Annotated in this window: 19 protein-coding genes; 14 read left to right on the top strand and 5 right to left on the bottom strand. The window is 61.5% G+C overall.

The annotated features are described in order from the left end of the window. A partial coding sequence (locus tag GOEFS_RS03585) for a GMC oxidoreductase (protein WP_007316511.1) occupies positions 1-519 on the top strand: 519 nt, incomplete at its 5' end. Here GOEFS_RS03585 and GOEFS_RS03580 read toward each other — a convergent pair. Next, positions 486-1,784, bottom strand: coding sequence for an oxygenase MpaB family protein (locus tag GOEFS_RS03580; RefSeq protein ID WP_007316510.1), 1,299 nt, complete (start codon positions 1,782-1,784; stop codon positions 486-488). The two genes, GOEFS_RS03585 and GOEFS_RS03580, sit on opposite strands and share 34 nt — an antisense overlap. 132 nt (positions 1,785-1,916) lie before the next feature. Between GOEFS_RS03580 and GOEFS_RS03575 the strand changes: the two genes are divergently transcribed. From GOEFS_RS03575 to GOEFS_RS03565, 3 genes are all read left to right on the top strand, one after another. Beyond that, positions 1,917-2,786 carry an SDR family NAD(P)-dependent oxidoreductase gene (locus tag GOEFS_RS03575; protein WP_007316509.1) on the top strand — a complete coding sequence of 290 codons (870 nt, stop codon included), beginning with the start codon at positions 1,917-1,919 and terminating at the stop codon, positions 2,784-2,786. A gap of 123 nt (positions 2,787-2,909) precedes the next feature. Further along, complete coding sequence (locus GOEFS_RS03570; protein ID WP_007316508.1) at positions 2,910-4,541, top strand: AMP-binding protein; 1,632 nt, start codon at positions 2,910-2,912, stop codon at positions 4,539-4,541. Between the two features lie 21 nt (positions 4,542-4,562). Then, a complete protein-coding gene (locus tag GOEFS_RS03565; protein WP_007316507.1) occupies positions 4,563-6,236 on the top strand; it encodes an FAD-dependent oxidoreductase in 1,674 nt (557 codons plus the stop codon). 59 nt (positions 6,237-6,295) lie between these two features. Here GOEFS_RS03565 and GOEFS_RS03560 read toward each other — a convergent pair whose 3' ends face one another. Both GOEFS_RS03560 and GOEFS_RS03555 read right to left on the bottom strand, forming a co-directional pair. Continuing rightward, positions 6,296-9,310 carry an MMPL family transporter gene (locus GOEFS_RS03560; protein ID WP_007316506.1) on the bottom strand — a complete coding sequence of 1,005 codons (3,015 nt, stop codon included), beginning with the start codon at positions 9,308-9,310 and terminating at the stop codon, positions 6,296-6,298. Between the two features lie 36 nt (positions 9,311-9,346). Then, complete coding sequence (locus GOEFS_RS03555) at positions 9,347-9,832, bottom strand: hypothetical protein (protein WP_007316505.1); 486 nt, start codon at positions 9,830-9,832, stop codon at positions 9,347-9,349. A gap of 131 nt (positions 9,833-9,963) precedes the next feature. Between GOEFS_RS03555 and GOEFS_RS03550 the strand changes: the two genes are divergently transcribed. From GOEFS_RS03550 to GOEFS_RS03505, 10 genes are all read left to right on the top strand, one after another. Next, entirely contained in the window at positions 9,964-11,433 is a 1,470-nt protein-coding gene (locus tag GOEFS_RS03550; protein WP_007316504.1) for a cytochrome P450, read from the top strand. A gap of 107 nt (positions 11,434-11,540) precedes the next feature. Beyond that, positions 11,541-12,326 (top strand): MlaE family ABC transporter permease, encoded by a 786-nt coding sequence (locus GOEFS_RS03545; protein WP_007316503.1) that lies wholly within the window; start codon positions 11,541-11,543, stop codon positions 12,324-12,326. Beyond that, positions 12,326-13,204 (top strand): ABC transporter permease, encoded by an 879-nt coding sequence (locus GOEFS_RS03540; protein WP_007316502.1) that lies wholly within the window; start codon positions 12,326-12,328, stop codon positions 13,202-13,204. Before GOEFS_RS03545 ends, GOEFS_RS03540 begins: the two co-directional genes overlap by 1 nt. A gap of 31 nt (positions 13,205-13,235) precedes the next feature. Further along, positions 13,236-14,246, top strand: a complete 1,011-nt coding sequence (locus GOEFS_RS03535; protein WP_007316501.1) for an MlaD family protein — start codon at positions 13,236-13,238, stop codon at positions 14,244-14,246. Beyond that, on the top strand, positions 14,243-15,244 hold the full coding sequence (locus GOEFS_RS03530) for an MlaD family protein (protein WP_007316500.1): 1,002 nt from the start codon (positions 14,243-14,245) through the stop codon (positions 15,242-15,244). The genes GOEFS_RS03535 and GOEFS_RS03530 overlap by 4 nt, the downstream gene beginning before the upstream one ends. Further along, positions 15,232-16,284 (top strand): MlaD family protein, encoded by a 1,053-nt coding sequence (locus GOEFS_RS03525; RefSeq protein ID WP_050949767.1) that lies wholly within the window; start codon positions 15,232-15,234, stop codon positions 16,282-16,284. Before GOEFS_RS03530 ends, GOEFS_RS03525 begins: the two co-directional genes overlap by 13 nt. Beyond that, a complete protein-coding gene (locus GOEFS_RS03520; protein ID WP_007316498.1) occupies positions 16,284-17,384 on the top strand; it encodes an MlaD family protein in 1,101 nt (366 codons plus the stop codon). Before GOEFS_RS03525 ends, GOEFS_RS03520 begins: the two co-directional genes overlap by 1 nt. 8 nt (positions 17,385-17,392) lie before the next feature. Continuing rightward, the gene (locus GOEFS_RS03515) at positions 17,393-18,412 is read left to right on the top strand and encodes an MlaD family protein (RefSeq protein ID WP_040524433.1); all 1,020 of its coding nucleotides are present in this window, start codon (positions 17,393-17,395) and stop codon (positions 18,410-18,412) included. After that, the gene (locus GOEFS_RS03510) at positions 18,409-19,362 is read left to right on the top strand and encodes an MlaD family protein (RefSeq protein ID WP_007316496.1); all 954 of its coding nucleotides are present in this window, start codon (positions 18,409-18,411) and stop codon (positions 19,360-19,362) included. The genes GOEFS_RS03515 and GOEFS_RS03510 overlap by 4 nt, the downstream gene beginning before the upstream one ends. Before the next feature lie 65 nt (positions 19,363-19,427). Further along, positions 19,428-20,129: a hypothetical protein gene (locus GOEFS_RS03505; RefSeq protein ID WP_007316495.1), complete on the top strand. Its 702-nt coding sequence runs from the start codon at positions 19,428-19,430 to the stop codon at positions 20,127-20,129. 5 nt (positions 20,130-20,134) lie between these two features. Here GOEFS_RS03505 and GOEFS_RS03500 read toward each other — a convergent pair whose 3' ends face one another. Both GOEFS_RS03500 and GOEFS_RS03495 read right to left on the bottom strand, forming a co-directional pair. Further along, positions 20,135-20,746, bottom strand: coding sequence for a TetR/AcrR family transcriptional regulator (locus GOEFS_RS03500; protein ID WP_007316494.1), 612 nt, complete (start codon positions 20,744-20,746; stop codon positions 20,135-20,137). A 49-nt stretch (positions 20,747-20,795) separates the two neighbouring features. Beyond that, on the bottom strand, positions 20,796-22,262 hold the full coding sequence (locus GOEFS_RS03495; protein ID WP_007316493.1) for an aldehyde dehydrogenase family protein: 1,467 nt from the start codon (positions 22,260-22,262) through the stop codon (positions 20,796-20,798). Positions 22,263-22,337 lie beyond the last annotated feature (75 nt).

Below are 22,337 nucleotides of genomic sequence, written 5' to 3'. Positions count from 1 at the left end.
CTGCGGCGGCTTGGTCCGCTGCGATATGTCACGAGTCGACAGGGGACGGGCGAGCCCAACCCGACGTGGATACCGATCGGCAACGAAGTGGCCGAGCGGGTCGCGACCGAACTCGGCGGCACCCCGGGTGGTTCCTCCAGTGACCTCTTCGGAGTCACGATGACCGCGCATTATCTTGGCGGAGTGGCGATTTCGGCGGATGCGAGCAGCGGCGTGCTGGATCCCTACCATCGGATGTGGGGTTATCCCACCCTGCACGTCGTCGACGGCAGCGCGATTAGCGCCAACCTCGGAGTCAATCCCTCGCTGACTATTTGTGCGCAAGCTGAACGCGCGATGTCGTTGTGGCCCAATAAGGGTGAGCCGGATATCCGCCCGTCGCAGGATGATCCATACCAGCGTCTCGATGCGATTCCGCCGCGCTCGCCGTCGGTGCCCCCGACGGCGAGGGGAGCGCTATTCCACTCGCCGTCGGCTAAGCCTGGTCAGACGACCGCGGCTTCGCGCCAGTCGGCATGATGGACCGGGCAGCCCCGCTGGGCACCGTTGCAGACATCGCATGGCTCGCCCTCGACGGTTCCGGCCGCAGCGCATTCTTCGCAATTCTCAAGGTTGCGTTCACATTTGGCACATCTCGCGTCGGCCGGCGCCACCTGCGATCCGGTGACTGTAATCTGGTCGGCCGCTATCCCGTCGGCGTAGGTTTGCCGCGCTTTGGCGAGGGCGGCACGCGCCGATTCGAGGGTGATGTCGTCTGGATTGATCCCTTCGCGTCGGAATGCCGTGACGGCGAACGGTGCGTAGCGAAGTGAGATAGGGAGGTGTAACCGGGCAGCGGTGGTCCGGTAGAACCGGAGCATCTTCAGCAGGCGCCGGTAACGTTTGCGGTCCCTGGGGGTCCAATAGTCAGTCAGCCGAAGTCGTTCCAGCAGTTCGGGTTCCAGATGACCCATGGTGGTGATTCGAAGTATCGCCGCCAAGGCGGGCGCGGTCAGCCTGGCCACCCGGCGATATTTATCGGGCACCGCGCGGAACATGTAGTCCGGCGTCTTGGCGGAGCCCGCGGTGTACTGGGCGATACCCATGTCGATCAGCTGATTCGCCTTGACGTCGGCGAGGTAGGTTTCGAACTCCGCGTAGGTCTCCGGCTGTGCTCGGTCGTCCACGCCGTACATGGAGAACCAGAACTTGCTCTCCTCGAAGATCTGTTCCTTCTCGTCGCGGGACAGGTCGTATACGCCGAGTTCCGCTGTGCGATAGATCAATTCGAAGAAGGTCACATGCGCCCAATAGAAGGTTTCGGAATCGATGGCGTGGTACTTGCGCCCGTTGGGCATATCGCCCTTGATCGATTTGTGGAAATTTCGGATCTGGACACCGTATTTCGACGCGGCATCCGGCGGGCCGTAAAGCACCCCGCCGATGGTCTTCATGGTGTTCGCAGCGCGCTCGCGCAGAGATTTCAAGTCACCGCGGGAAACGAGGACGGAGTGATCAGAAACGCCTTGGCCGAGTTGCGGCCACATATTCTCCATAATCGCCGCGCGTTGGCCGGTGGTGCCCAGGGTCCCGAGGTCACCCATGTACTTCCACAGCAATGAGTCCGGCGGGACGGGACGCTGCTGGCGTTGTTTGGGTCGCAGGCTGTCGTCGTTGGGGCGGTTGGGAATTCGGGTGCCGGCATGGAATTTGTTGTTGCCGATCTTCACCGTGGCGGTGACGAGATCGGGATCGTCAGGGGTGCTGCCGGATATGGCGCTGTCGTTGTCAGCTACTTCAGTCATCGGTTCTCCTCGGCGTGGGCCGGCTCGTGTTTGGCATGGTATTTCTTCACTGTGCCATTTGTGGCACAATGCAGTCAACAGTGTGCCAACTTATGGACTGGCGCCGCCCGATGTCGTTGCGGAGGAGAGAGTATGCAAGCTGTGGAGCCGATTGCGGATCTGAAGGGCCAGACGGTAGTCGTCACCGGTGCCAATGGGGGGCTGGGGGCGGAGGTCGCGCGAATGCTGGGAGCGAGTGGAGCGCGGGTGGTACTAGCTTGTCGGAACCTGGTGACTGCGAAAGAAGTCGCATCGTCTCTTGACTGCGAGACGGTGGTCGAAGAGCTCGACCTGTCGAGTCTCGAATCGGTGCGTGACTTCGCCGCGCGATGGCGTGACCCGGTCGATGTCCTCGTGAATAACGCGGGGATCATGTTCGTGCCGGAGGGGAAGACCGAGGATGGATTCGAGCGAGCCTTCGGGACCAACCATCTCGGTCACTTTGCTTTGACGGGTCTGCTCCTCGACAAGGTGCGGCGCAGAGTCGTGACGGTAAGCAGTGTTGCGCATTGGCGGGGTCGAGCGGCCGGTTTGCGTGATCCGAATTTCGAGCACCGACCCTTCAGTCGCACTGCGGCATATGGGAATTCAAAACTCGCCAACCTGGTGTTCGCTCGCGAGTTGGATCGCCGGCTGCGCGCGAGCGGCAGCGAGGTGCGGTCGTACGCCGCCCACCCCGGTGTGGTTGCCACCGGACTGTACGACCACTCCGAGTCCACGACGTTCGGAATCTTCGGGCAAACCGCGAAACTCGGTGGTTCGGTATCCGATGGCGCGGCACCGATCGCCCACGCGGCGGCGGCTCCGTATGCGAAATCGGAGGCGTTCTACGGTCCGGGACTGATGGTCCGTGGCCGACGAGTGCGTCCGAATCCATCCAGCGGCCTTTCGCGAAACCGTCAAGTCGCAGAACGGCTTTGGGTGGATTCGGAGCGGTTGACCGGAACGCGCTACGCATTCTGATCTCGCGCGGCCGGATCGGGGAACCCGGTCGCCGCACGGAAATGCGAAATCTAGAACGAAATCCGGTGAAGATGCTCCGGATGAACTTTCGGGCCGACTGGCCCTCGAGTAGGAAGTAGGCGAATGGACCTATCCCAGGTGCGGGCCGTCGTGAAACAGGAGTCAGAATCGCTGAAGATTCTGCGCGGCGCCGGCGCGATTCCGTCGGTACGCAGGATTCCCGCACTCGGCTGGGCCGGAGTGCGGGGCGGGGGTGCGGCGGCGGGCGAATTGCTCGGGATACTTCACGGCGACGCCGTCGCGTTGATCGATCCGCGTGGCGCGTTGACGTACCGTCAGCTCGGTGCGGCCTCGAATTCTCTGATCAACGGGCTGCGAACGCATCTGGCCGCGGCTGCGCGTCCGACTGTCGGGCTGATGTGCCGCAACAGCAGGTATAGCTTGCTCGGCCTGTTCGCCGTGCTGGGGGCTGGCGCGAAATTGGTTCTGCTCAATACCGATATGGGGCCGAAGCAGATGGCCGAGGTCTGTCGTCGGGAGAAGGTCGACATCGTCATCTACGATGCCGAGTTCGCTCCCGCGTTCGCTGGTTTGGCCGAAACCGTGGAGCGGTTGATCGCATGGCCCGCCGACGGCGAGATCAGCGACATAGATCTGCTCATCAGTAGCAACTCGAGCCGACTGCCACCGCGTCCGACCGGGGCACCCAGCGTCGTGATGCTGACCAGTGGCAGTTCGGGAACCCCCAAAGGGGCCAGTCGTGACTCGAACAGCTCCTCCGAGCGACCTTCGCTGGCGATGATCGCGGGATTCTTGCAGAAGATTCCGCTGCGCAGGGAGGACCGAATCTTCCTGGCGCCGCCGGTATTTCACGGTTGGGGCGCGATAGTGGCGGCCTCCGCGCTGATGCTCGGCGCGACGATCGTGTTCGATCGCCGGTTTGATCCGCAGCAAGCTCTGGAACTTATTGTGCGCCATCGATGTTCGGCTGTCATCACGGTGCCGACGATGCTACGTCGGCTAATGTCGTTGCCGACGGAACAGCTTGCGCGGATCGATCGGTCGGCGTTGCGGATCGTCGGTTCGGGAGGAGCCAAACTCGAAACCGCATTGGTGCGCAGCGTCCTCGATGAGTTCGGCACGGTGATGTACAACCTCTACGGTGCGACCGAGGCATCGTTCATCACTATCGCCACACCGCAGGATCTGGTCGCCGAGCCGGCCTGTTCGGGAAGTGCGCCGATCGGTGTTCGGGTGAAGATCATGGTCGACGGTCAACCGGTCGCCGTGGGCCAGCGGGGTGATATCTACGTTGGAAGCGCGGGAACCATTGCGACGTATACGGATTCGACGTCCAAGGAATCAGTTGACGGGATGATCAAGACCGGCGACGTGGGTCGGCTGGACGCCGCGGGCAGGCTGTTCATCGAAGGTAGATCCGACGGAATGATCGTCTCCGGCGGCGAGAATGTGTTTCCCGAGGAACTCGAACTCGTGCTCGCCGCGCATCCCGACGTCGCCGACGCGAAGGTGGTGGCCGTGCCCGACGTTGATTTCGGCCAGCGATTGCGCGTATTCGTCGTTGCCGCCAGTGGAGCCACCATCTCCGCTGACGTCTTGAAAAAGTATGTCTCGCAAGAGCTTTCTCGGTCGCGCGTCCCGCGTGACGTCATCGAGGTTCCAGAACTGCCACGTACGGCTACCGGCAAGGTCACCAAAGCGACGCTGGAGACTCTGGCCGAGATCTACGCCTGAAGTGCGGAAGGAGGGCTGTCAATGACTTTCGTCATCACCGCACCGTGTTGTAATGACGCGTCGTGCGCCGCGGTCTGCCCGGTGAACTGTATTCATCCCACACCGGACGAACCCGAGTTCGCGACCGCCGACATGCTCTATATAGACCCGGACAGTTGTGTCGACTGCGGATTGTGTCTGGTCGCCTGCCCGGTGTCCGCGATCGTTCCCGAACACCAACTCGTAGAGCGGGATCGACGATTTCTTGAGGTTAGCGTTGACTACTACCGGGACCATCGAGTGGATGGTCCCGCGGCGTTTACCGACGACCTGATCCCGTTGCCACCCGATCATCAAATGCGGGTGGCGATCGTCGGGGCCGGACCCGCGGGCTTTTACGCGGCCGAGGAACTGTTGCGGCACGGACGTATTCGGGTGGATATGTTCGATCGCTTGCCGACGCCGTATGGACTCGTCCGCGGCGGAGTCGCGCCCGACCATCCCCAGACAAAAGCAGTGGAACAGACTTTGGCCGGCATAGCCGCGCATGCGAATTTCAACTATCTGCTCAACGTCACCGTGGGACGTGACGTGACCCATCAGGAACTCGCCGACAACTACCATGCGGTGATTTACGCGGTCGGAGCCGCCACCGAGAAGAGTCTCGGAATCCCCGGTGAGGATCTGCCCGGATCGGTCTCGGGAGTCGATTTCGTCGGCTGGTACAACGGTCACCCCGACCACGCCGGTGACGACTATCGTTTCGACCACGAGCGGGCGGTGGTGATCGGCAACGGCAATGTCGCGATCGACATCGCCCGGATGATGTTGCGGTCCCCGGATGACCTGGCGCTGACCGATGCCGCCGACCATGCGGTCGAGTCGTTGCGGATGAGCCGTGTCTCAGAGGTCGTGCTGTTGGCGCGCCGGGGTGTGGCGCAGGCCGCCTACACATTGCCCGAACTCGTCGCGTTGGGTGATATGCCGGGGATAGACGTGGTTATCGACCCGGCGGAGTTGGCTCTCGATGAACAGACCCTCGCTGCTCGGGACGCAGGCACGCTGGATAGTGTGCTCGCGGCGAAGATCGCTCTGGCGGAAGAACTTTCGATCCGGCCGCCGGTGCCCGGCAATAGGCGGCTGGTACTGCGATTCCTGCAGGCGCCTACCGAGATTGTCGGCGACTCCGAGGTTTGTGCCGTCCGCATGGTTCGCACCGAATACCTGCCTGGAGCCGGTCAGGCCAGAGTGGTGGCAACCGACAAAACGACGGAATTGGCTGCTGGACTGGTTATTTCGGCGATCGGCTACCGCGGGCAGCCGGTGCCCGGCATACCATTCGATCCGGCGCGGGGAGTGGTGCCTAATGAGAACGGCCGAGTCCACGACTCCGGCCGGATTCAGACGGGCGTCTACGTGACCGGATGGATCAAACGAGGTGCCACCGGCGGAGTCGGTGTCAATCGGCGCTGCGGTCAGGAGACGGCGCGCGCGGTTCTATCCGACTATGCGGCAGGGGATCTCGGCGAACCTCGTCAGCGCGGAGCGTCTGTTGGCTCATTGCTGGAGTCGCGGAATGTGCGGGTGGTGGACAAAGTGGGTTGGGCACGAATCGACGCCGGCGAGCAGGCCGAGGGACGTGCTAGCGGGCGGCGCCGGGCGAAGATCGTGTCGATCCCCGACCTGCTCGCGGTCGCCGACGGAGTCATCAGGTAAGCGGTTCGACCGCAAACAGTCGTGGTGCCCGGCCTACCCCGCTAGGCCGGGCACTCTTCTTATCCGGTGGCGGTCGGCTTTGCGGGCCACCAGCTCCTTGTGCCTACCAGTACCGCGATCGCCGGCACGACGAGTGAGCGAACGATCAGCGTGTCGATGAGGACGCCGACGCCAATAATTAATCCCATCTGGTACATCGTGGACACCCCACTGGCGAGCATGCCGAACATCGCGGCCGCGAAGATCATGCCCGCTGAGGTGATGATGGAGCCGGTGGACCGAACCGCGCGCATCACGCCGAGTCGGAAACCGGCGTGCGCCTCCTCCCGCAGCCTCGACATGAACAGCATGTTGTAGTCGGCTCCTACCGCGACGACCAATACAAAGGTCATCGCGGGCACCGCCCAGTACAGGTCCTGGCCCAGGATCACTTGGAAGACAAGGACTCCCACCCCGAGCGCGGAGAGATAGGTCAGCAGCACCGTGGCGAGTAGGTAGAGCGGGGCCACCAGTGATCTCAGCAGCAGGCACATCACTGCCAGGATGATCAGCAGTGTCACGACGATGATTTCGATGAAGTCGAGGCGGAAGACATGTTGTAGGTCGGACAGGATCGCGGGAAGACCGCCGACCCCAACGGTATCGGCGGCCAGTGAGGTATTCGGCGTGGCTTGCTGCGCCACTTCTCTCATTCGGTCGGCGAGTGCCATTGCTTCCTCGCTGTACGGGTCCGTCGACGTCTGCACGAGATATCGAACCATCTTTCCGTCCGAAGATACGAATAATGCTGCGGCAGAGGCGAAATCGCCCATCGAGAGTAGGCCCGAGGGGAGATAGAAGCCCGACGCCGCGGGTGTGCCGGCGTCTTTGCCTACGGTTTGAAGGAAGGCTGATAGTTCAGTGACGGTACCCATGGCGTCGGTGGCCTGTTGCCGCAATTGGCGTACGCGGTCCCCCATCGCCGCGGCATCCGTGGTGCTGATGCCAAGGGCGCGTACCCGATCGAGGGTGTCGGTCATCTTGTCGTACTGGGCTTTGAAAGTGTCGAGTTGACTAAGGTAGGTCCGCGCTTGCGACAGCTGGGAACGCACCGAGCCGATCAGCGCAGACGGTTTCGTGCCGTCGGCCGATAGCTGATTGATCGTGGCCGCCGCCGCGGTGAGGGTCGCCAGTGCACCATCGTTTTTAGCGGAGACCAGTGTCGCAAGTTGTTTGCGCAGTTCGACGCAGGTGCTGTTGGCGTCACACGGCTTCCACTTCAGCAACGCCTGCCGCGCCGGTTCGATCACGCCGATGGCACGGTTGAGGGCATCGACGGTGGTGGTCAAGGTCGGTGCCAGGGTAATCAGGCGGTCCAGCATCGGTCCCGATTGGGCCGCTTGATCAACCAGCTGCTGAAACTGTGCGATTTGCGCGGATGCGGTGCCGGCTTGCCGAAAGCCATCTGCGATGGTGCGTTGCAGTTGAGCCACTTCCGCGGGACTGATGTCGCTGGCCATCCCGGAGATGAGGTCGGCGAGCTGTTGCATCTTGTCCATCTGCGGCGCGTAGCCATCCACAATTCCTTTGGTGCGGCCCAACTCCCGGCCCATGGTGGCTATCTGCCAGGCAAGAGTCGCCTGGGTCAGTTTTTGTCCGTCCGGCCGAGTGATCCCGACTACGCGGGTGACACCAGGTATCTGGGTGATCCGTTGCGCCATCTGGTCGAGATCGGCAAGCCCCTGCGGGGTTCGCAGATCCCTATTCGACCGAACGGTAAGATATTGCGGCATAAGAGAATCCGGTGGGAAGTGGGCGTCGAGCAAGCGATAGCCGGCTGAACTCTCGGTATCCGCGGGCTGTGCGGCCCGGTCGTCGTAGCTGAAACGCATGAACGGAGCCAGCGCGGCGAAGGCGGCGAGTATCGCGACGCTCACCGCTAGTGTCGTCTTCGGTCGCCGAACTACCATCACGGCCATTCGCCGCCAGTGTTTGACGCCGGCCTCCTTGCGCGGCAATCCAATTCCCCGTCGCGCCGCGAGATGCAGGACCGCGGGCAACATCGTCGCGGTCACCAGGAATCCAATCCCGATTGCCACCGCGACCGCCGGACCGGATGCGGCTAAGGCCTTGAGACGCAACGTTATTTGTGCGAGGTTGGCGATGGCGACGGTGGCCGCTGTCGCCAGAATGACGCGCGTCATGGAGCCGCTGGCCTGGGCGATCGCGACGTCGGGTGGTGATCCGGCCCGGATGTATTCGTGATATCGGCTGATGAAGAACACCGTGTAGTTCACGCAGGCACCCGCGACGATGACGACCATCAAGGCAGACGAACTACTGGAGATCGGCATGCCAAGCGAACTGAGGCCCGCGACGGTACCGCGAGCGACGACCATACTCATCCCCATCACCAGCAGCGGCAATGCCGCTGTGAACACCGACCGGTAGATCAACAGCAAGAGCACCGTGATGAGAATGAAAGTGATCACGCCGATCACTTTGGTATCCGAGATCGCTTGTAGCGCAAGGTCACCCAGAGTGGCGCTACTGCCGGTCACCTGTGCGGTGGTGGGTGATCCGACGAATGTCTGCGAGACGACATTCTTGACCACTTTGAGTGCCTGCATCGATTCGGGGGAGCCGAGCGAGCCGCTCAAGCCCACCAGCAGGAACCACGCTTTACCGTCGGGGCTCAACGCCTGCTTCTGAATCGCTGGGTTGTCACGGGCTTGCGGGCTGGTCAGGGTGTCCTGCACAAAAGTGACCGCCTCGTTGGATTCGAGTCGCTCCACCAGCGCGGTATAGCGCGCCCGCGCTTCAAGCGTGAATCCGCCGGGATTGCTCATCGCGATGATGAGCGAATTGTCGGCTCCCTCCTGCTTGAAGGCTTTCGACATTTCGTGCATATCGGTGATCGACGGTGCGTCCTGCGGAAAAGGTGAGACCGAGTGCTCATTCGCCACCGATTCCAACTGCGGCCAGAGGAGGTTGGTCGCAGCCGCGATGCCTATCCAGATGAGTATCGCCAGGACAGAGTGGCGGGTGACCGTTCGGCCGAGACGTTCGAAACCCGGGCTGTATTGATGTGCCACAGAAGGCCTTTCATCCGCGGTGGGGTAGTCGGTGGATCATCCGAAGGTGGGCAGCGTGGTGTTCGGCAGCGACGGCATACCCGGAATGCTGGGCAGTGGGCTCACTCGGTAGATCAGCGTGTAGCCGTAGCCGATGTCGGTGCCGCTTACCGTCACCGTGTGAGCGGCGTTGAAATACATGTCCTGTCCCAATACCGATTCATGGCGGTATCCGGCGTCGTCGAGTGCTTGCCGCGCTTTGGTGAGATCGGACGGAGTCACCTCCGCGACCTCCAGCCGAGTCGCGCCGTCGGTATGGGAGAGGCGATAACTGCCCGCGACGACTGGGATGTCTGTCGGGAAACCTGCTGGGAGAGTGGATGATCCAGGCGTCGGAGCGGGGAGCGCGGCGACCGGCGGGTATGAGCTGGTGCTCACCGCACCCCCGGTGAGCGCATCCACGCTGCACCCCGTTGCCGCCACGGCAGCGACGCCGAGCAACGTCGCCGCAGCGAAGTGTCTTGGCGACCGTCCAGTGTTCATGTCGTCTGCTCCGTTCTCCTGCGCAAACCCGCAGATAAGTGGCACTTAGAGAAGCAAGTGTGCCATCCGTCGGGAAAATGCCTGCACAGAAGGGTGGCACAATTGATAGCAAGTGTGCCACACTGTGTTGCATGACACATCCCGCACAGCAAACCGGCGTGGACACCGCCGACCGAGCGTTCGTATTGGAGCGCGGATTAGTGCCTCGGGTAAGCGTGCGTGACATCGCGCAGATGACCGTCGGGATGGTGCGCGGACAGGGGCCCGGCGAGGCGATCGGTGAGATGCAGCGTCGGCGTGGCACCAAAATGGTGCGTGTTCCGCTCGTGTTTATGGATATCGTGCTGGCCGCCGACCCTGAGGTCGCCCAGGCTATCGCGCTGAACTCTGACGAATCGTTCTCCGCGGAACGTGCGTGGGGTTTGACGCTGACCGGAATGTTCCGAAAAGCGTTGCTGCAGAAGGAGTTCGCCGAACATCGTCATGACCGTTTGATCATCCAACGGTCGCTGACCCCGGAGAAGATCGCGGGTTATATGGACGGTATGGCGGCCACTGTCGCCACCCATGTGGATTCACTCGCGGTAGGCCGCGGCGTGCAGCTTCGGAAACTGTTCAAGCGGGTGGCGATGGAGGCCGCCTTGACGAACTTTGTTGGCCTGGACTTCACCGAGGACGACATCTATCGCATCGGCAAGGCGTTCGACGACCTCGTCTCGGCGAATCCATTGGCGCAGGCGAGGGCGCGGCGTTATCTACACCGCACCCTCCGGTCGTGGGTTCCGATCAAGCGGGCGTCGCTGACCCCCGACTTGATGTCTCAGCTCTGCCATGCGTCCGCGGTGAACGGCGATCGATTCACCGACGACGATGTGATGAGACATATGATGTTCTTTCTCTTCGCCGCCCATGACACGACGACCATCACGATGACCAATATGGCCTACTACATCGGGCTCAATCGCAAATGGCAGGCGAGGGCGAGACGGGAGTCGCTGGCGCTCGGCGAAACATTGTCGTATGCGGACCTGAAGCGGCTGCCGGAGCTCGACAAAATCCTGCGCGAGACATTGCGTTTTCGTACGCCGGTTCCGATGATGCAGCGCACGGCGGTGCGCAGGACGAGGCTGGTCGGCTATCAGATCAGGCGCAACACACTAATCGCCACTCTGACCTGGGGACACCACACGAACCCCGACGTCTGGGAGAATCCCACTCGATTCGATCCGGATAGGTTCGCCGTTGAGCGCGCCGAAGATAAGCGTCATCCGGGACTGTGGATGCCATTCGGCGGGGGAGCGCATAAATGTGTAGGAATGCATTTCGCGCGGATGGAAGTGTTCTCCCTTTTCCATCAGCTTCTACGGAAATACGAATGGTCTGTCGAGAATGATTTCGTGCTACCGACGTTGGCCAACTCGTTGGTATTCTCGAATGGTTTTCCGGCCGAGGTTAGGCGCTACTCGCCGACGACGAGCGACGGTGACTTATCCGGTCCGGATGTGGATATCCAATGGGGTATACGGCCAAAACTGGTCAAACGACTGAATCTTGGAGTGAATCGTGAGCGGGCTGGCAATTCCTGCCCGGTTGACCGCTGAATAATGTACGGGAACTGATTCCTCTATTCCCGCCGGGATTCTCCGGTCTATTTCGGATATTCGTACCATTTTAGGATCGTTAGGATTATTGTCTTGGTAGGACCGCTATGTCGTCTATAGCCATAGATGGATTACATACTTTTGGCCGGACCGTGCGACTCGGTTTTCGGACGATTGGGCTCGTCGCGGCGGGAGCGATAAGCGGACGTTTCCCAGTTCGGGAAGGTCTAACTCAGGGTTGGTTTTTCGTCTCAGTCTGCGTGTGGCCGGCGATCCTTCTGTCAGTCCCGTTCGGGGTGGTCATCGCGGTGCAGGTCGGCAGTATTACTAAAGATCTCGGCGCGACCTCGCTGGTCGGAGCGGTCGGCGGAATGGGAGTGATGCAACAGGCGGCGCCGATGGCGGCGGCTCTCCTGGTTGGCGGCGCCGGAGCATCGGCGATCGCATCTGATCTCGCGGCGCGCACCGTTCGCGAAGAGATCGACGCGATGCGGATCATGGGGGTCGACCCTGGACTTCGACTCATCGCGCCTCGAGTGGTCGCGATGACCATAGTCGCGCCGATGCTGGCCGTCGTCGTCATCCTGATGAGTGTGTTGGCCAGCTTCCTGGTGGCGATCATGGGGCAGGGCGTGGCTTCGGGATCGTATTGGTCGGCGTTCGGCAGTTTCGCGAGCGTGACTGACCTCTCCATCTGCATCGCCAAGGCAGCGCTGTTTGGGTTTCTCGTAGCGGTGATTGCGGGACAACGTGGGCTAGATGCCCGCGGCGGGCCGAAAGGTGTTGCCACCAGCGTTAACGCCGCTGTGGTCATCGGCGTCCTGACCTGTATGATCGCCAATCTGATCATCACCCAACTGATCACGATGTTCATCCCCCCGAGGTTCTTCTGATGACAGTGATCAGAAGTGCGCAGCCGTCCAGCTACCGGCCGAAAGGGATTCGGCCGCCGGTACGAGTGGTCGGGCGGCTCGATACCTTCGTGCAGAATCTGGGCCGCCAACTTCACTTCACCTTGATGGCCGTAGCGGGCACCGGACGTGCCGTGCGGGCGTACCGATCGCAGACGATGATCGCGTTCACCGATCTCACGTGGGGGAATGGTCGCTCGGTGATCATCGGCGGTGGCGTTGCCCCGGTGATCGTGATTATGGGGGTCGCGGCCGGCGGCATGATCGGGATCGTCGGCTATTCGACGCTCAGCATGCTGGGCATGGGACCGCTCACCGGAATGATGTCCGCGCTCGCCAATACCCGTGAGCTGGCACCGATGATCGCCGCAATCGGATTCGCGGCACAGGCCGGCTGCCGGATCACGGCGGAGATCGGGGCGATGCGGGTCTCCGAGGAAATCGATGCGCTGGAGGCGCAAGCGATCCGACCTATTCCATTTGTGGTCTCGACCCGTATTGTCGCGGCGATCATATCGATAGCGCCGGTCTATGTGATCGCCCTCGCGTTGAGCTACCTGACCACCTGGGCAACGGTCACCTTGATTCACGGTGAGGCGCCAGGTGGTTATGAGCACTATTTCGATCAATTCGTCAGTGCGCGCGACGTCGTCTTTTCGTTGATAAAAGTAGTCATATTCGTAGTCGCGGTGACCATTGCGCATTCATATCAGGGCTTTTACGCCTCGGGCGGACCGGAGGGCGTCGGAGTCGCCTCCGGCCGCGCGGTGCGCGCCAGTCTGGTTTTAGTGATCTTTCTCGACATGCTGCTCACCATCGTGATGTGGGGATTCAGCTCAGACATCAGCTTCGCCGGGTGACCATGCGGCGAGAAGTCAAGGCGGTATTGCGATGAGGCGTGACGTGACGCCGGCACAATTGCGAGTGTTGGGAGTCGGAGTGATTCTGGCGCTCGTCGTCAGCGGTTTCGCATTATGGGGTGTCCCGAAAATGCGTGGCTGCGGATGTGCGGAATTCGAACTGGTAGCTACTTCCTTTGGTGACGGTCTCGAGGTGGGCTCGAATGTACGTCTACGAGGTGTCGCGGTTGGTGAGGTGACCGAATTGGTCAGCGAAGGCCGCGATCGCCAGGTCGCGACGCTCAGCGTGGCCAGCGACCGGATGCATGAATTATCCCCGACGATGCGCACCCGGTTCATTTCCGACAATATTTTCGGCTCTACTGCCATCGAACTGATTCCGGCGGCCAGGGCTGGCGGACTACGAGCGGGCCAGACCATCCGGCTCGACTCAATCGATAATTACACAGTTACCAAACTATTCCGGGATGCGGGGCGCACAGTTCTGGGGGTTGTGACAGACAGGCTGTCGTCGGCTATCGATGATTCCGCCGGGCTGATGTCAGCGATAACGCCATTCGTCACGTCCGCACTGGTGGCCATGGAGTCGGTGCGGCGTACCCAGAATATGACGATGGACCAGATTCTTCCCCGATTAGGAGAATTGATCGAAGGCGTATCGGTATTGGCCCCGAGCGCGCTGAAATCCGTGAACTCATTCGCTCGGGTGGAATTACTCGACTCGGCGGAACTCGCCGTCAAATCGGCGGACCTACTCACCGAGATCAGTAATTTGGTTTTCGCCTTCGTCGGCAAGGCGGTGGGAGAACTGCGGCCAGTGGTACCGATGCTGGACGGGCTTACAGCGATGCTTTCGCCGATCAACGCGAGCTTGGCGAAAGTGTCTCAGAATGATGTCCGGCGCTTGATCGCAGGTATGAATGGGGCGCTACATCGTCGCGGGAATCGCGTCGAACTCGATGTCGACGTGGCGATCAGGACGATGCCCGCGGTGACCGCGGCGCTATCGGCGATATCGACGCGGCCGGGAGGTGGTCGATGAAGACGCCGGTCGCCGCTGCTTGGCGGTTAGCTGTGTTTTTGCTGGTGGTCGCGATGATCGTGGTTCTGATAGTGCAGGCCATCAATCGTCCGGTCGTCGGTGGTACGACCGCGTATCGGGCCGAATTTGCCGACGTATTCGGCTTGCGGGTCAACTCCGACGTCCGATTGCGCGGTGTCCAGGTAGGAAAGGTCACCGACATCACGATTGTCGATAGCCGTCGCGCATTGGTGACTTTTGACGTTCAGGATGCCAATCGACCGCGGGTCGACGACGAGATCGCGATCAAATTCCAGAACCTCACCGGCCAGCGATACCTCGCGATCAACCCGGGGAAAGATTCGGCGCCCTATGCCGCACCCGACATTCAGTTCGCCAAAACGGTCAGCTCATTCGACATTACGTCGCTATTCAACGGCCTCGCGCCGATAATGAAAGAAACCGATCCGGCGATCTACAATCGGTTGGCACGCAGCATGATTGATTTCATCGAAGGCGGCGGAAACGACGGCGACTTCAGCGCGGTACTCAAAGATGTGGACACCCTGGCAAGCTACGCATCCAGCCGGACGGAATTACTCGAGACCATCCTGCGGAATATGCAGGGGGTGGCGAATATCGTGCGCGGGCGAGCATCGAAGCTTTCCGATATGCTGTCGATTTTTCACGCCGCATTCACTTCGGTATCCGATCGGATAGATCAGGCCACCAAACTCGTCGACCTCGGTCAGCGGGAATTCCGCGAGATCGCGCGGGCGGTGAATGCGTTGTCGTTGGTGACTCTTGGCGGTACCGACAAATTCACCCAACGAGTCTATGAAGTCATTCCGGATACCCGGGAAGCGGTGCGAACCCTGCGGGCATTGCCCGCGGCCTTACAAGGCCTCGCCGCGATGATCCCGGAGACCGATGCGAAATGTGCACGCGGAAGCGCCGCGTTGCCGGCCCCGGTCGCGGTTCTGCTGAGTGGGAGGCATCTGACGATATGCAAGCGGTAGGAAGTTCCGCGCCGACACAACGGTGGCGTCGATTGCGGCCGCGCGGACTGGGGCTGGGTGCCGAACTCCCGACCCGGCGAGGCGAGCTGATCTGGGGTGCCGTCGGAGTCGCGATGGTGATCGTGGTCGCGATCGGAGCAAGTGTGCTCTACGTGCGGCCACCGGGTGAGGCCCGCTATTCCGCATTGATGGCGGAAAGCGGCGGCGTGAAGAGCGGAGATGAGGTGCGAATCGCTGGCGTGCCGGTCGGAAAGGTGTTGGATGTCGGCATAGCGGGCGATCGGGTGCGGCTGGATTTCTCGGTGAAGGATACGTATTCCCTTGGGGCGCAGACGAGTATCGCGGTCCGAATGCTGACGCCTGTCGGCGGGCTCTATCTCGCACTACTTCCCGACGGTGCAGCGCCGCTGCGAGAACCGGTTCCGCCGCAGCGGGTCGCTTTGCCGTACACGGTGGGAGCATTGATCGAATCCGGTCACCGAGTGTCCTCCGGCCTGGACGCCGACGCGCTGCGGGAGAGCACAACCGAACTGGCGCAGACCATGGCGGGCAGTCCCGGTGCGATCCGGTCCATCTTGACGCATACCCGCGGCGTCATCGACCTGTTCGCCGCGCAGAAGAAGTCGGTCGAGGACATGCTGTCGCTCTCCAATGAGTACGTCACCGAGATCAACGGAAACAAAGAGGTCCTGTTGGAACTGTTGCGCGGATACGCCGCGATGGGACCGGCGCTGATGAGCCGGCGAGCGATGTCCCAGCAATTCGCCGATGACCTGCTGACCGTCTTGGGGAAGGTTTTCGAATTCCTCGGCGGGCCATGGCAAACCACGCTCGAACCGATGGTCCTGCCCCTCGAAGACAGTATCGAGCAACTCAACCTCACCAGGGATAAGTTGACCGCGCTGTTCGGCCAGATGCGCACGGCGACACGAGCCTTGGCGGCGATGGTCGGGCCGGAAGGTCAGGCGGTAGTCGACCAGCAAGAGACGCTCGTCGACCTTTCGGCGGTATGTCTGCCGGTGCCAGGAAGGTCGTGCTGATGGTTCGGATGCGTGGCAAGAAGGCCTTCGGGGTGGGTGCGGCGGCTGTCGGCATCGTTGTCCTCGCCGGAGCGGGGACCGTGGTGCATATGCGTGATTCGGCGGACGCACAGAACGTGTGCGCGCTGATGAGCAACACCATCGGTCTGTACGACGGCGCCGACGTGACGGTGCTGGGAGTCAAGGTCGGGTCGGTGTCGTCCATCGTTCCCCAGGGTGGCAACACCCGTGTCGACATGCGCGTCGAAGGACGCAGGCTCCCCGCGAACACGCAGGCCGCGGTCGTGAGCAACTCGGTGGTGGCCGATCGCCGCGTTGAACTGGTCGATGCGACCACTTCGAGTGGGCCACAGCTCGACGTTAGTTCCTGCATACCCGAGCAGCGGACCCACGTGCCGGTCAGCGTCGACGAATCGATCAAATCGTTCACCCAGCTCATCTCGAAGCTGTCGGTTCCCGACGCCGCGGGAAAGCGCCCGATCGAAAGCTTGCTCACCAGTGCTTCCGACGAACTGGACGGACTCGGCCCCGCGATCCGAGGCGAATTGGAATCCCTGGCCCGGTTAATGGCCAATCCCGACAACTTCATGGACCAACTCGGCAAACTGCTCGACAATACGGCGGAGGTGACCAAACCGATCGCCGACGAGTGGGGCACGGTCAAGTCGGTACTTCTATCGATGCCCGGTATGGACTTCATCTCGAATCTGCTGAAGGTAGCCGACATCGTGGGACTGGTGGTCGGCGCGATCGAACCACTCGACCGAATCTTCATGAAACATCTACCCGCGGTATTACCGCTGCTGGAGAAATCTGTGCCGTTGTTATCGGTGATCAACAGCGAACTCCGCGACTCCCGCGAACTACTCGCCAAAGTCCCCAGTATCGTCCTCATGCTCGGCAGCACTCTCGGGACGAACACCGGCACCGTGTCGATCCAATACCGCTCGCCCCGAGCCAGGGTGTCCACCGCGAATTCGGCGACGACATGTGCCGCGCTCAACCGGCTGCGCCGTGGAAGCTGTATCGCCGACGGCGATCGGCACGCCACCGTTCCGCTCGCCGAGGTACTGCTCGGCGCGATTGGGGGACGGCCATGAACCCGGTCATGCGTATCCGGCGACAGCTGAGCCTGATGGTGTCGATACTGATCGGAATCGCCGCATTGGGCGGATGTACGTTCAACCCCGCCAATCACGCCATGCCCGGCTCCGGGGTCGATGGCCCGACGTACCGCGTACATATCGAATTCGAGTCGGTTCTCAATCTGCCGATCGGGGCCGCGGTGATGGTGAACGGCAACAAGGTGGGAACGGTTCAGTCGGTCGAGTTGGGGCGCGATGCGGTGATCGCGGAAACTGATATCACCGACTCGGTGCGGCTGCCGTCGGCAACGCGCGCCGAACTGCGGCAAACGACGATGCTTGGCGATGTATACCTCGCGCTCGTACCCGTTGGTGGTGGCGCCGAACTCGCCGATGGGGCGAAAATCCCACTGGCACAGACGGATCCGGGAGTGCAGGTCGAAGAGATGCTCGAACGGATCGCGACCTTTGCCAGCGGCGGATCCATCCTGCGACTGCAGCGGTCGCTCGATCAGCTTGGCCGCGCGGTGGCGATGAACCCGGCGACAACTCGCGCGCTGGCATCCTCGGTCGCGCGGAATCTCGACGGAGCAGCGCGGCGCACCGGAGATATCGGACGCATGCTCGGCGGGATGGATCACCTGACGCAAACCATGCTCGCCATGCGTCCGACCATCGAATTCGTCTTCTCCGACGCAGCCGGTCTACGCCTGTCGCGGATGCCGATATTCATCAAATCGGTACTGAATCTGATCATCGACCTCGAGACACTCACCTCGGGTATCGAGTGGCTACTTCCATCCCTGCCCACCATCAACATGTTTCTGGAGAAGACGTCGTCGGTGCTGCGCAACAAGTCCGCTCATGCCTACCAATACAACGGGCCAATCAACGACATGATCTCGCTGGTGCGAAACAAGGTCATCCCTTACCTCACCGGAGGCCCGTCGGTGAATATCTCCATGCTTCACATCCAAGGAAATGGTGGTGATTCCACCAAGGATGCGTTGGTGATATTGCGAATGGCGGGATTGGTGAAATGACGAAGATTCCCACGTGGCTGTCGGTATCCCTGTTCTTGGTGGTAACCGTCTTGGGTGCGTCTTACTTGATAGTTGGCATCCTGCATATGGATCCACGGGTACGCGAGAACACGATAACTATCGATCTGACCGCCTCCGGCGGGTTGCGTAGTGGTTCGGAAGTCAGCTATCGGGGCAAGCGGATCGGACGGGTGAGCTCGGTCGGCGCTATCAACGGGGCGGTTCGTGTCCAACTGTCCTATGACGCCGACTACCGGATTCCGCGGGCCACCGGAATCCAAGTGCGGAATGTGTCGGTTCTCGGCGAACCGATCGTCGATTTCGCACCGCAGAATTCGGCGGGACCGTATCTCGCCGACGGCGCTCACCTAACCACTAAGAATGTGCAGATTCCCACGACGGTGGCGGAGCTATTGCAGGCGACGTCGGGCGCGCTGGACCAACTCGATCCCACGGTGCTCAATCGGCTCGTCGATACGGTGACCGAGGCGGTGACGGGTTTGGATACCGCGACCCCGGTGATCGGACGCGGCGCCGATCTGCTGGCCACCACGTTGATCAGTAGACGAGGGGTTCTCGAGGAGTCCTTGCGGAATTTGATGACGATGCTCAAGGATTCGGACTGGGCCAAGTCTGCGATGGTGGACGGCGCGCCCGCGCTCGAGTTGGTTGGGGTACGCGGTGGCTCGGGGTTCCGGGCGCTATTCGGCGCTGCCCAAAAGGTCGATGGCGGAACGAAACTCAAACGCTGGCGGCCGACCGAACAGCGACTGGTGAAGCTCGTCCAGCAAATCGGCCCGGAACTTGGACCTATCGCTACCACAATAAAGCCGATAATGCTGGCGACCGCGCCCGCTCTGGGGGCACTCAATATCGGCGATCTATTGCAACAGGCGTTACTGGCTTTACCCGGTGACAGTGTTCGGGTTTCCGTAACGGTGCCGAAATGAATGGTCCACCGCCCAGCTTTCCGATAACCAAATCCGCGACCCCGGCCCGCTGAAGGAGAATAACTATGTCGATCACTGACAACGAGGAGAAAATCGATGCGGTGCCGACCCGCACCGGGCTGCGAGCGCGACGCCGCAATGGTCCGGGCGATGGTGATCCGCCCACCCGCAAGACGCCTCGAGTGATGTCAGCCGTGGCGATCATCGCGACGGTGGCGGCGATTGCCATCGGCGTGGCCTGGGCGTTGGTCGCAGGACTCAACGACGACGGCGACCGGTTGGCGCAACTTCAGGCCGAACACACCGACACCACAAAAGCCGAGCAGGTGGCCCTGGATTATGCGGTGGCTACCGCACGAGTCAACTACGAAGACATCGATGCATGGCGAACCGCGCTGAAATCAGGAGTCAGCGACCAGCTCAAGACTCGTTTCGATGGCGCGGTGACCGTGGTGCAGCCGCTCTTCGCTCAGCTTCGCTACGTCACGACGGTGAAGCCTCTCGCCGCCAAGGTGCGGAGCCGCGAAGGCGATCAGTTCGTCGTCGACGCATTTGTGGAGATGACCTCCAAGAGCACCCAATCACCCAGCGGCACAATCACTACCGGCAGTTTCACGATCACCCTCGACAAAGCCAGCGGCTGGACGATCACGGATGTCGGCGGCACGGGTACGGCGTTACCGCAAGGCGAGAAGCCCGCCGCACCCGGTCGGACACAACCAACCGGCCAACCCGCACCGACGCCGTCAGAGGGTGCCGGCGGGTAGCGGCGTCACCACACGAGTTGGGTGAGATACCGATTCGCGTATTCGCGCATCGAGTCCGCGCTGCGGATATCCACCTGCGCGGAATCGGGCCGCTCGGCGAACGACATCACCAGGCGGGTGAAGATTTCCGAAACAGCCATGAGATCGGCTTCGGGCATCTGGGCACCCGACTTGCGTAACGCGGCGGCGACCCACTCGTTGACCTCGGCTTCCATATGATTGGCCATATTCGAGATCACGTGCCTGCGACGCAGGATCATCTCAGCCTTGATCGGCGAGAGTTCGGCCCACCGGGCGGTGATAACGAATGCCTCGACCACAGTCTCCTGCGGATTCATGCCGGCAGTCGCATGGTCGATCTGTTTCATCGCCTGTTTCGCCACCCGTTCGAAAAGGGCGATTAGGAGGTCATCTTTGCTGGGGAACCGACGATAGAAGGTCCGGCGGCTGATCCCGGCGGATTCCGCCACCTGGTCCACATTCAAATTGTTGAAACCGAGCTGTTCGATCATCGATTCCGCGACGTCGAGAAGCGACTGTTGCTGACGGTCAGGTGCCGCAGACGTGCGGGTTTTGCGTTTGCGGACGGTCAAGATATCGCTTTCCGGGGCAGCCAACGGTGATGCGTAATCCTAGCTCAGGAGCCTGGATGAGATGGTCGGGGCATCATCGGAACAAACGCCTACTCGCATACACGCCGCGCGTCGCCGCGGTGGTCGCCGTACGTGAATACGGTGGGCTGATTGTCCGGGCACTGGACAGGGGCATCGCCGAACCGGCCACTGTCCGGGCATTGCTGAAGGTGCGGTAGGAATACTCGCCGTGATAGCTGCCGTAACCGCTGGCACCGACGCCTCCGAATGGCGTCCCCGGCGCCATATTCAGCAAGAAGTCGTTGACGTTCACTGAGCCCGAACGCGTGCGATCCACCACGTGTTCGAAACGAGCGTTCTTCGGGCCGAACCAATAAAGGGTGAGCGCATGGTCATGTGCGTTGACATGGTCGATCGCCTCGGCTAGGTCGTTGTAGCCGTAAACCGAGAGGACCGGTCCAAAGACCTCCTGTCGTTCGAGCTCCATCGCCGACGTCAGCCGGGTGACCACGGTCGGCGGGATTTTTCTACTCGACGGGTCGGGGAGCAGTTCACGTGGCGGAATCAGTTGTTCGACATGCGCGCCGTGATCCCGTGCGTCGGAGATCAGGCCGAGTATGCGCCGGTAGGCGTCGTCGTCGATGATCGAGGTGTAGTCGTCATTTTCGGCGATGGCCGGAAACATCGATTGCCAGGTAGCGAGGACTTCGGCGACGAATTCATCCAGATTCTCCTGCGGAACGAATACGTAGTCGGGGCACAGGCATACTTGCCCGCTGTTAGTGAGCCGGGAGCGCGCGATGCGGTCGGCCGCCGTGCGTGGGTCGGCGTCGCGATCGACGATTGCGGGGTTCTTTCCGCCCAGCTCCAACGTCACCGGTGTGAGATTCGCGGCGCAGTCCCGCGCCACCTCACGGCCGACCTCGGGTGAACCGGTGAAGAAGAAGCCGTCGAAATCGAGTTTCGAGAACGCGGCCCCTGGGCCGTCAGCGCGAGTGGCAATAGTGAATTCCTCCGGCTCAAAGTAGTGCGGGACGTGCCGCGCGAGGACCGCCGAAGTCCGTTGAGTCATCGACGATGGGCGCAACATCACTCGATTACCCGCGGCGAGGGCGCCGGCCGTCGGTGTCAGCGAGAGCTGGATGGGAAAATTCCACGGCGCTGCGATGCCGATGACCCCGAGTGGGTCGTATCGGACGGACTGGTCCAATCCGACGATCCGCCGCCAGCGGTGTGGGCGTTCGGTTTTCATCCACTTGGGTAATTGCTGGCGGAGTTCTGCGATCTCGAGTAGCACCGCCCCGATGTCGCCGGTCATCGTGAGATATCGCGGTCGGGTACCGAAGTCCTGGTCGACGGCGACGGCGAGTTCGTCACAACAATCGGTGATCATCGCGCCCAACCTGGTGAGCCGATCCAGGCGAGTGTCCAGGTCCGGGATGCCATCGTGGATAAATGCCGCGCGCGCGGATTCCAGGATCTCGACGAGCGGGGAGGTGCGCGGCGGTACGGCGGCGGATTCTAGAACGGATTGGGCCATGTGGTCAGCTCGCTTGTCTTGAGGTCGGAGGATGACTGGGCACAGTATGGCACATGTGATATATCTATGTGCCAA

The sequence above is a fragment of the Gordonia effusa NBRC 100432 genome, assembly GCF_000241305.1.
Taxonomy (GTDB): Bacteria; Actinomycetota; Actinomycetes; order Mycobacteriales; family Mycobacteriaceae; genus Gordonia; species Gordonia effusa.
Note: the sequence above shows the minus strand (reverse complement) of the source record. Positions and strands in the feature narration are given on the sequence as shown.

What these genes read in the sequence shown, in the direction of transcription:
- GOEFS_RS03580 (WP_007316510.1), bottom strand. Translation starts at nt 1,784, where the DNA reads ATGACTGAAGTAGCTGACAACGACAGCGCCATATCCGGCAGCACCCCT.
- GOEFS_RS03575 (WP_007316509.1), top strand. Translation starts at nt 1,917, where the DNA reads ATGCAAGCTGTGGAGCCGATTGCGGATCTGAAGGGCCAGACGGTAGTC.
- GOEFS_RS03570 (WP_007316508.1), top strand. Translation starts at nt 2,910, where the DNA reads ATGGACCTATCCCAGGTGCGGGCCGTCGTGAAACAGGAGTCAGAATCG.
- GOEFS_RS03565 (WP_007316507.1), top strand. Translation starts at nt 4,563, where the DNA reads ATGACTTTCGTCATCACCGCACCGTGTTGTAATGACGCGTCGTGCGCC.
- GOEFS_RS03555 (WP_007316505.1), bottom strand. Translation starts at nt 9,832, where the DNA reads ATGAACACTGGACGGTCGCCAAGACACTTCGCTGCGGCGACGTTGCTC.
- GOEFS_RS03550 (WP_007316504.1), top strand. Translation starts at nt 9,964, where the DNA reads ATGACACATCCCGCACAGCAAACCGGCGTGGACACCGCCGACCGAGCG.
- GOEFS_RS03545 (WP_007316503.1), top strand. Translation starts at nt 11,541, where the DNA reads ATGTCGTCTATAGCCATAGATGGATTACATACTTTTGGCCGGACCGTG.
- GOEFS_RS03540 (WP_007316502.1), top strand. Translation starts at nt 12,326, where the DNA reads ATGACAGTGATCAGAAGTGCGCAGCCGTCCAGCTACCGGCCGAAAGGG.
- GOEFS_RS03535 (WP_007316501.1), top strand. Translation starts at nt 13,236, where the DNA reads ATGAGGCGTGACGTGACGCCGGCACAATTGCGAGTGTTGGGAGTCGGA.
- GOEFS_RS03530 (WP_007316500.1), top strand. Translation starts at nt 14,243, where the DNA reads ATGAAGACGCCGGTCGCCGCTGCTTGGCGGTTAGCTGTGTTTTTGCTG.
- GOEFS_RS03525 (WP_050949767.1), top strand. Translation starts at nt 15,232, where the DNA reads ATGCAAGCGGTAGGAAGTTCCGCGCCGACACAACGGTGGCGTCGATTG.
- GOEFS_RS03520 (WP_007316498.1), top strand. Translation starts at nt 16,284, where the DNA reads ATGGTTCGGATGCGTGGCAAGAAGGCCTTCGGGGTGGGTGCGGCGGCT.
- GOEFS_RS03515 (WP_040524433.1), top strand. Translation starts at nt 17,393, where the DNA reads ATGCGTATCCGGCGACAGCTGAGCCTGATGGTGTCGATACTGATCGGA.
- GOEFS_RS03510 (WP_007316496.1), top strand. Translation starts at nt 18,409, where the DNA reads ATGACGAAGATTCCCACGTGGCTGTCGGTATCCCTGTTCTTGGTGGTA.
- GOEFS_RS03505 (WP_007316495.1), top strand. Translation starts at nt 19,428, where the DNA reads ATGTCGATCACTGACAACGAGGAGAAAATCGATGCGGTGCCGACCCGC.
- GOEFS_RS03495 (WP_007316493.1), bottom strand. Translation starts at nt 22,262, where the DNA reads ATGGCCCAATCCGTTCTAGAATCCGCCGCCGTACCGCCGCGCACCTCC.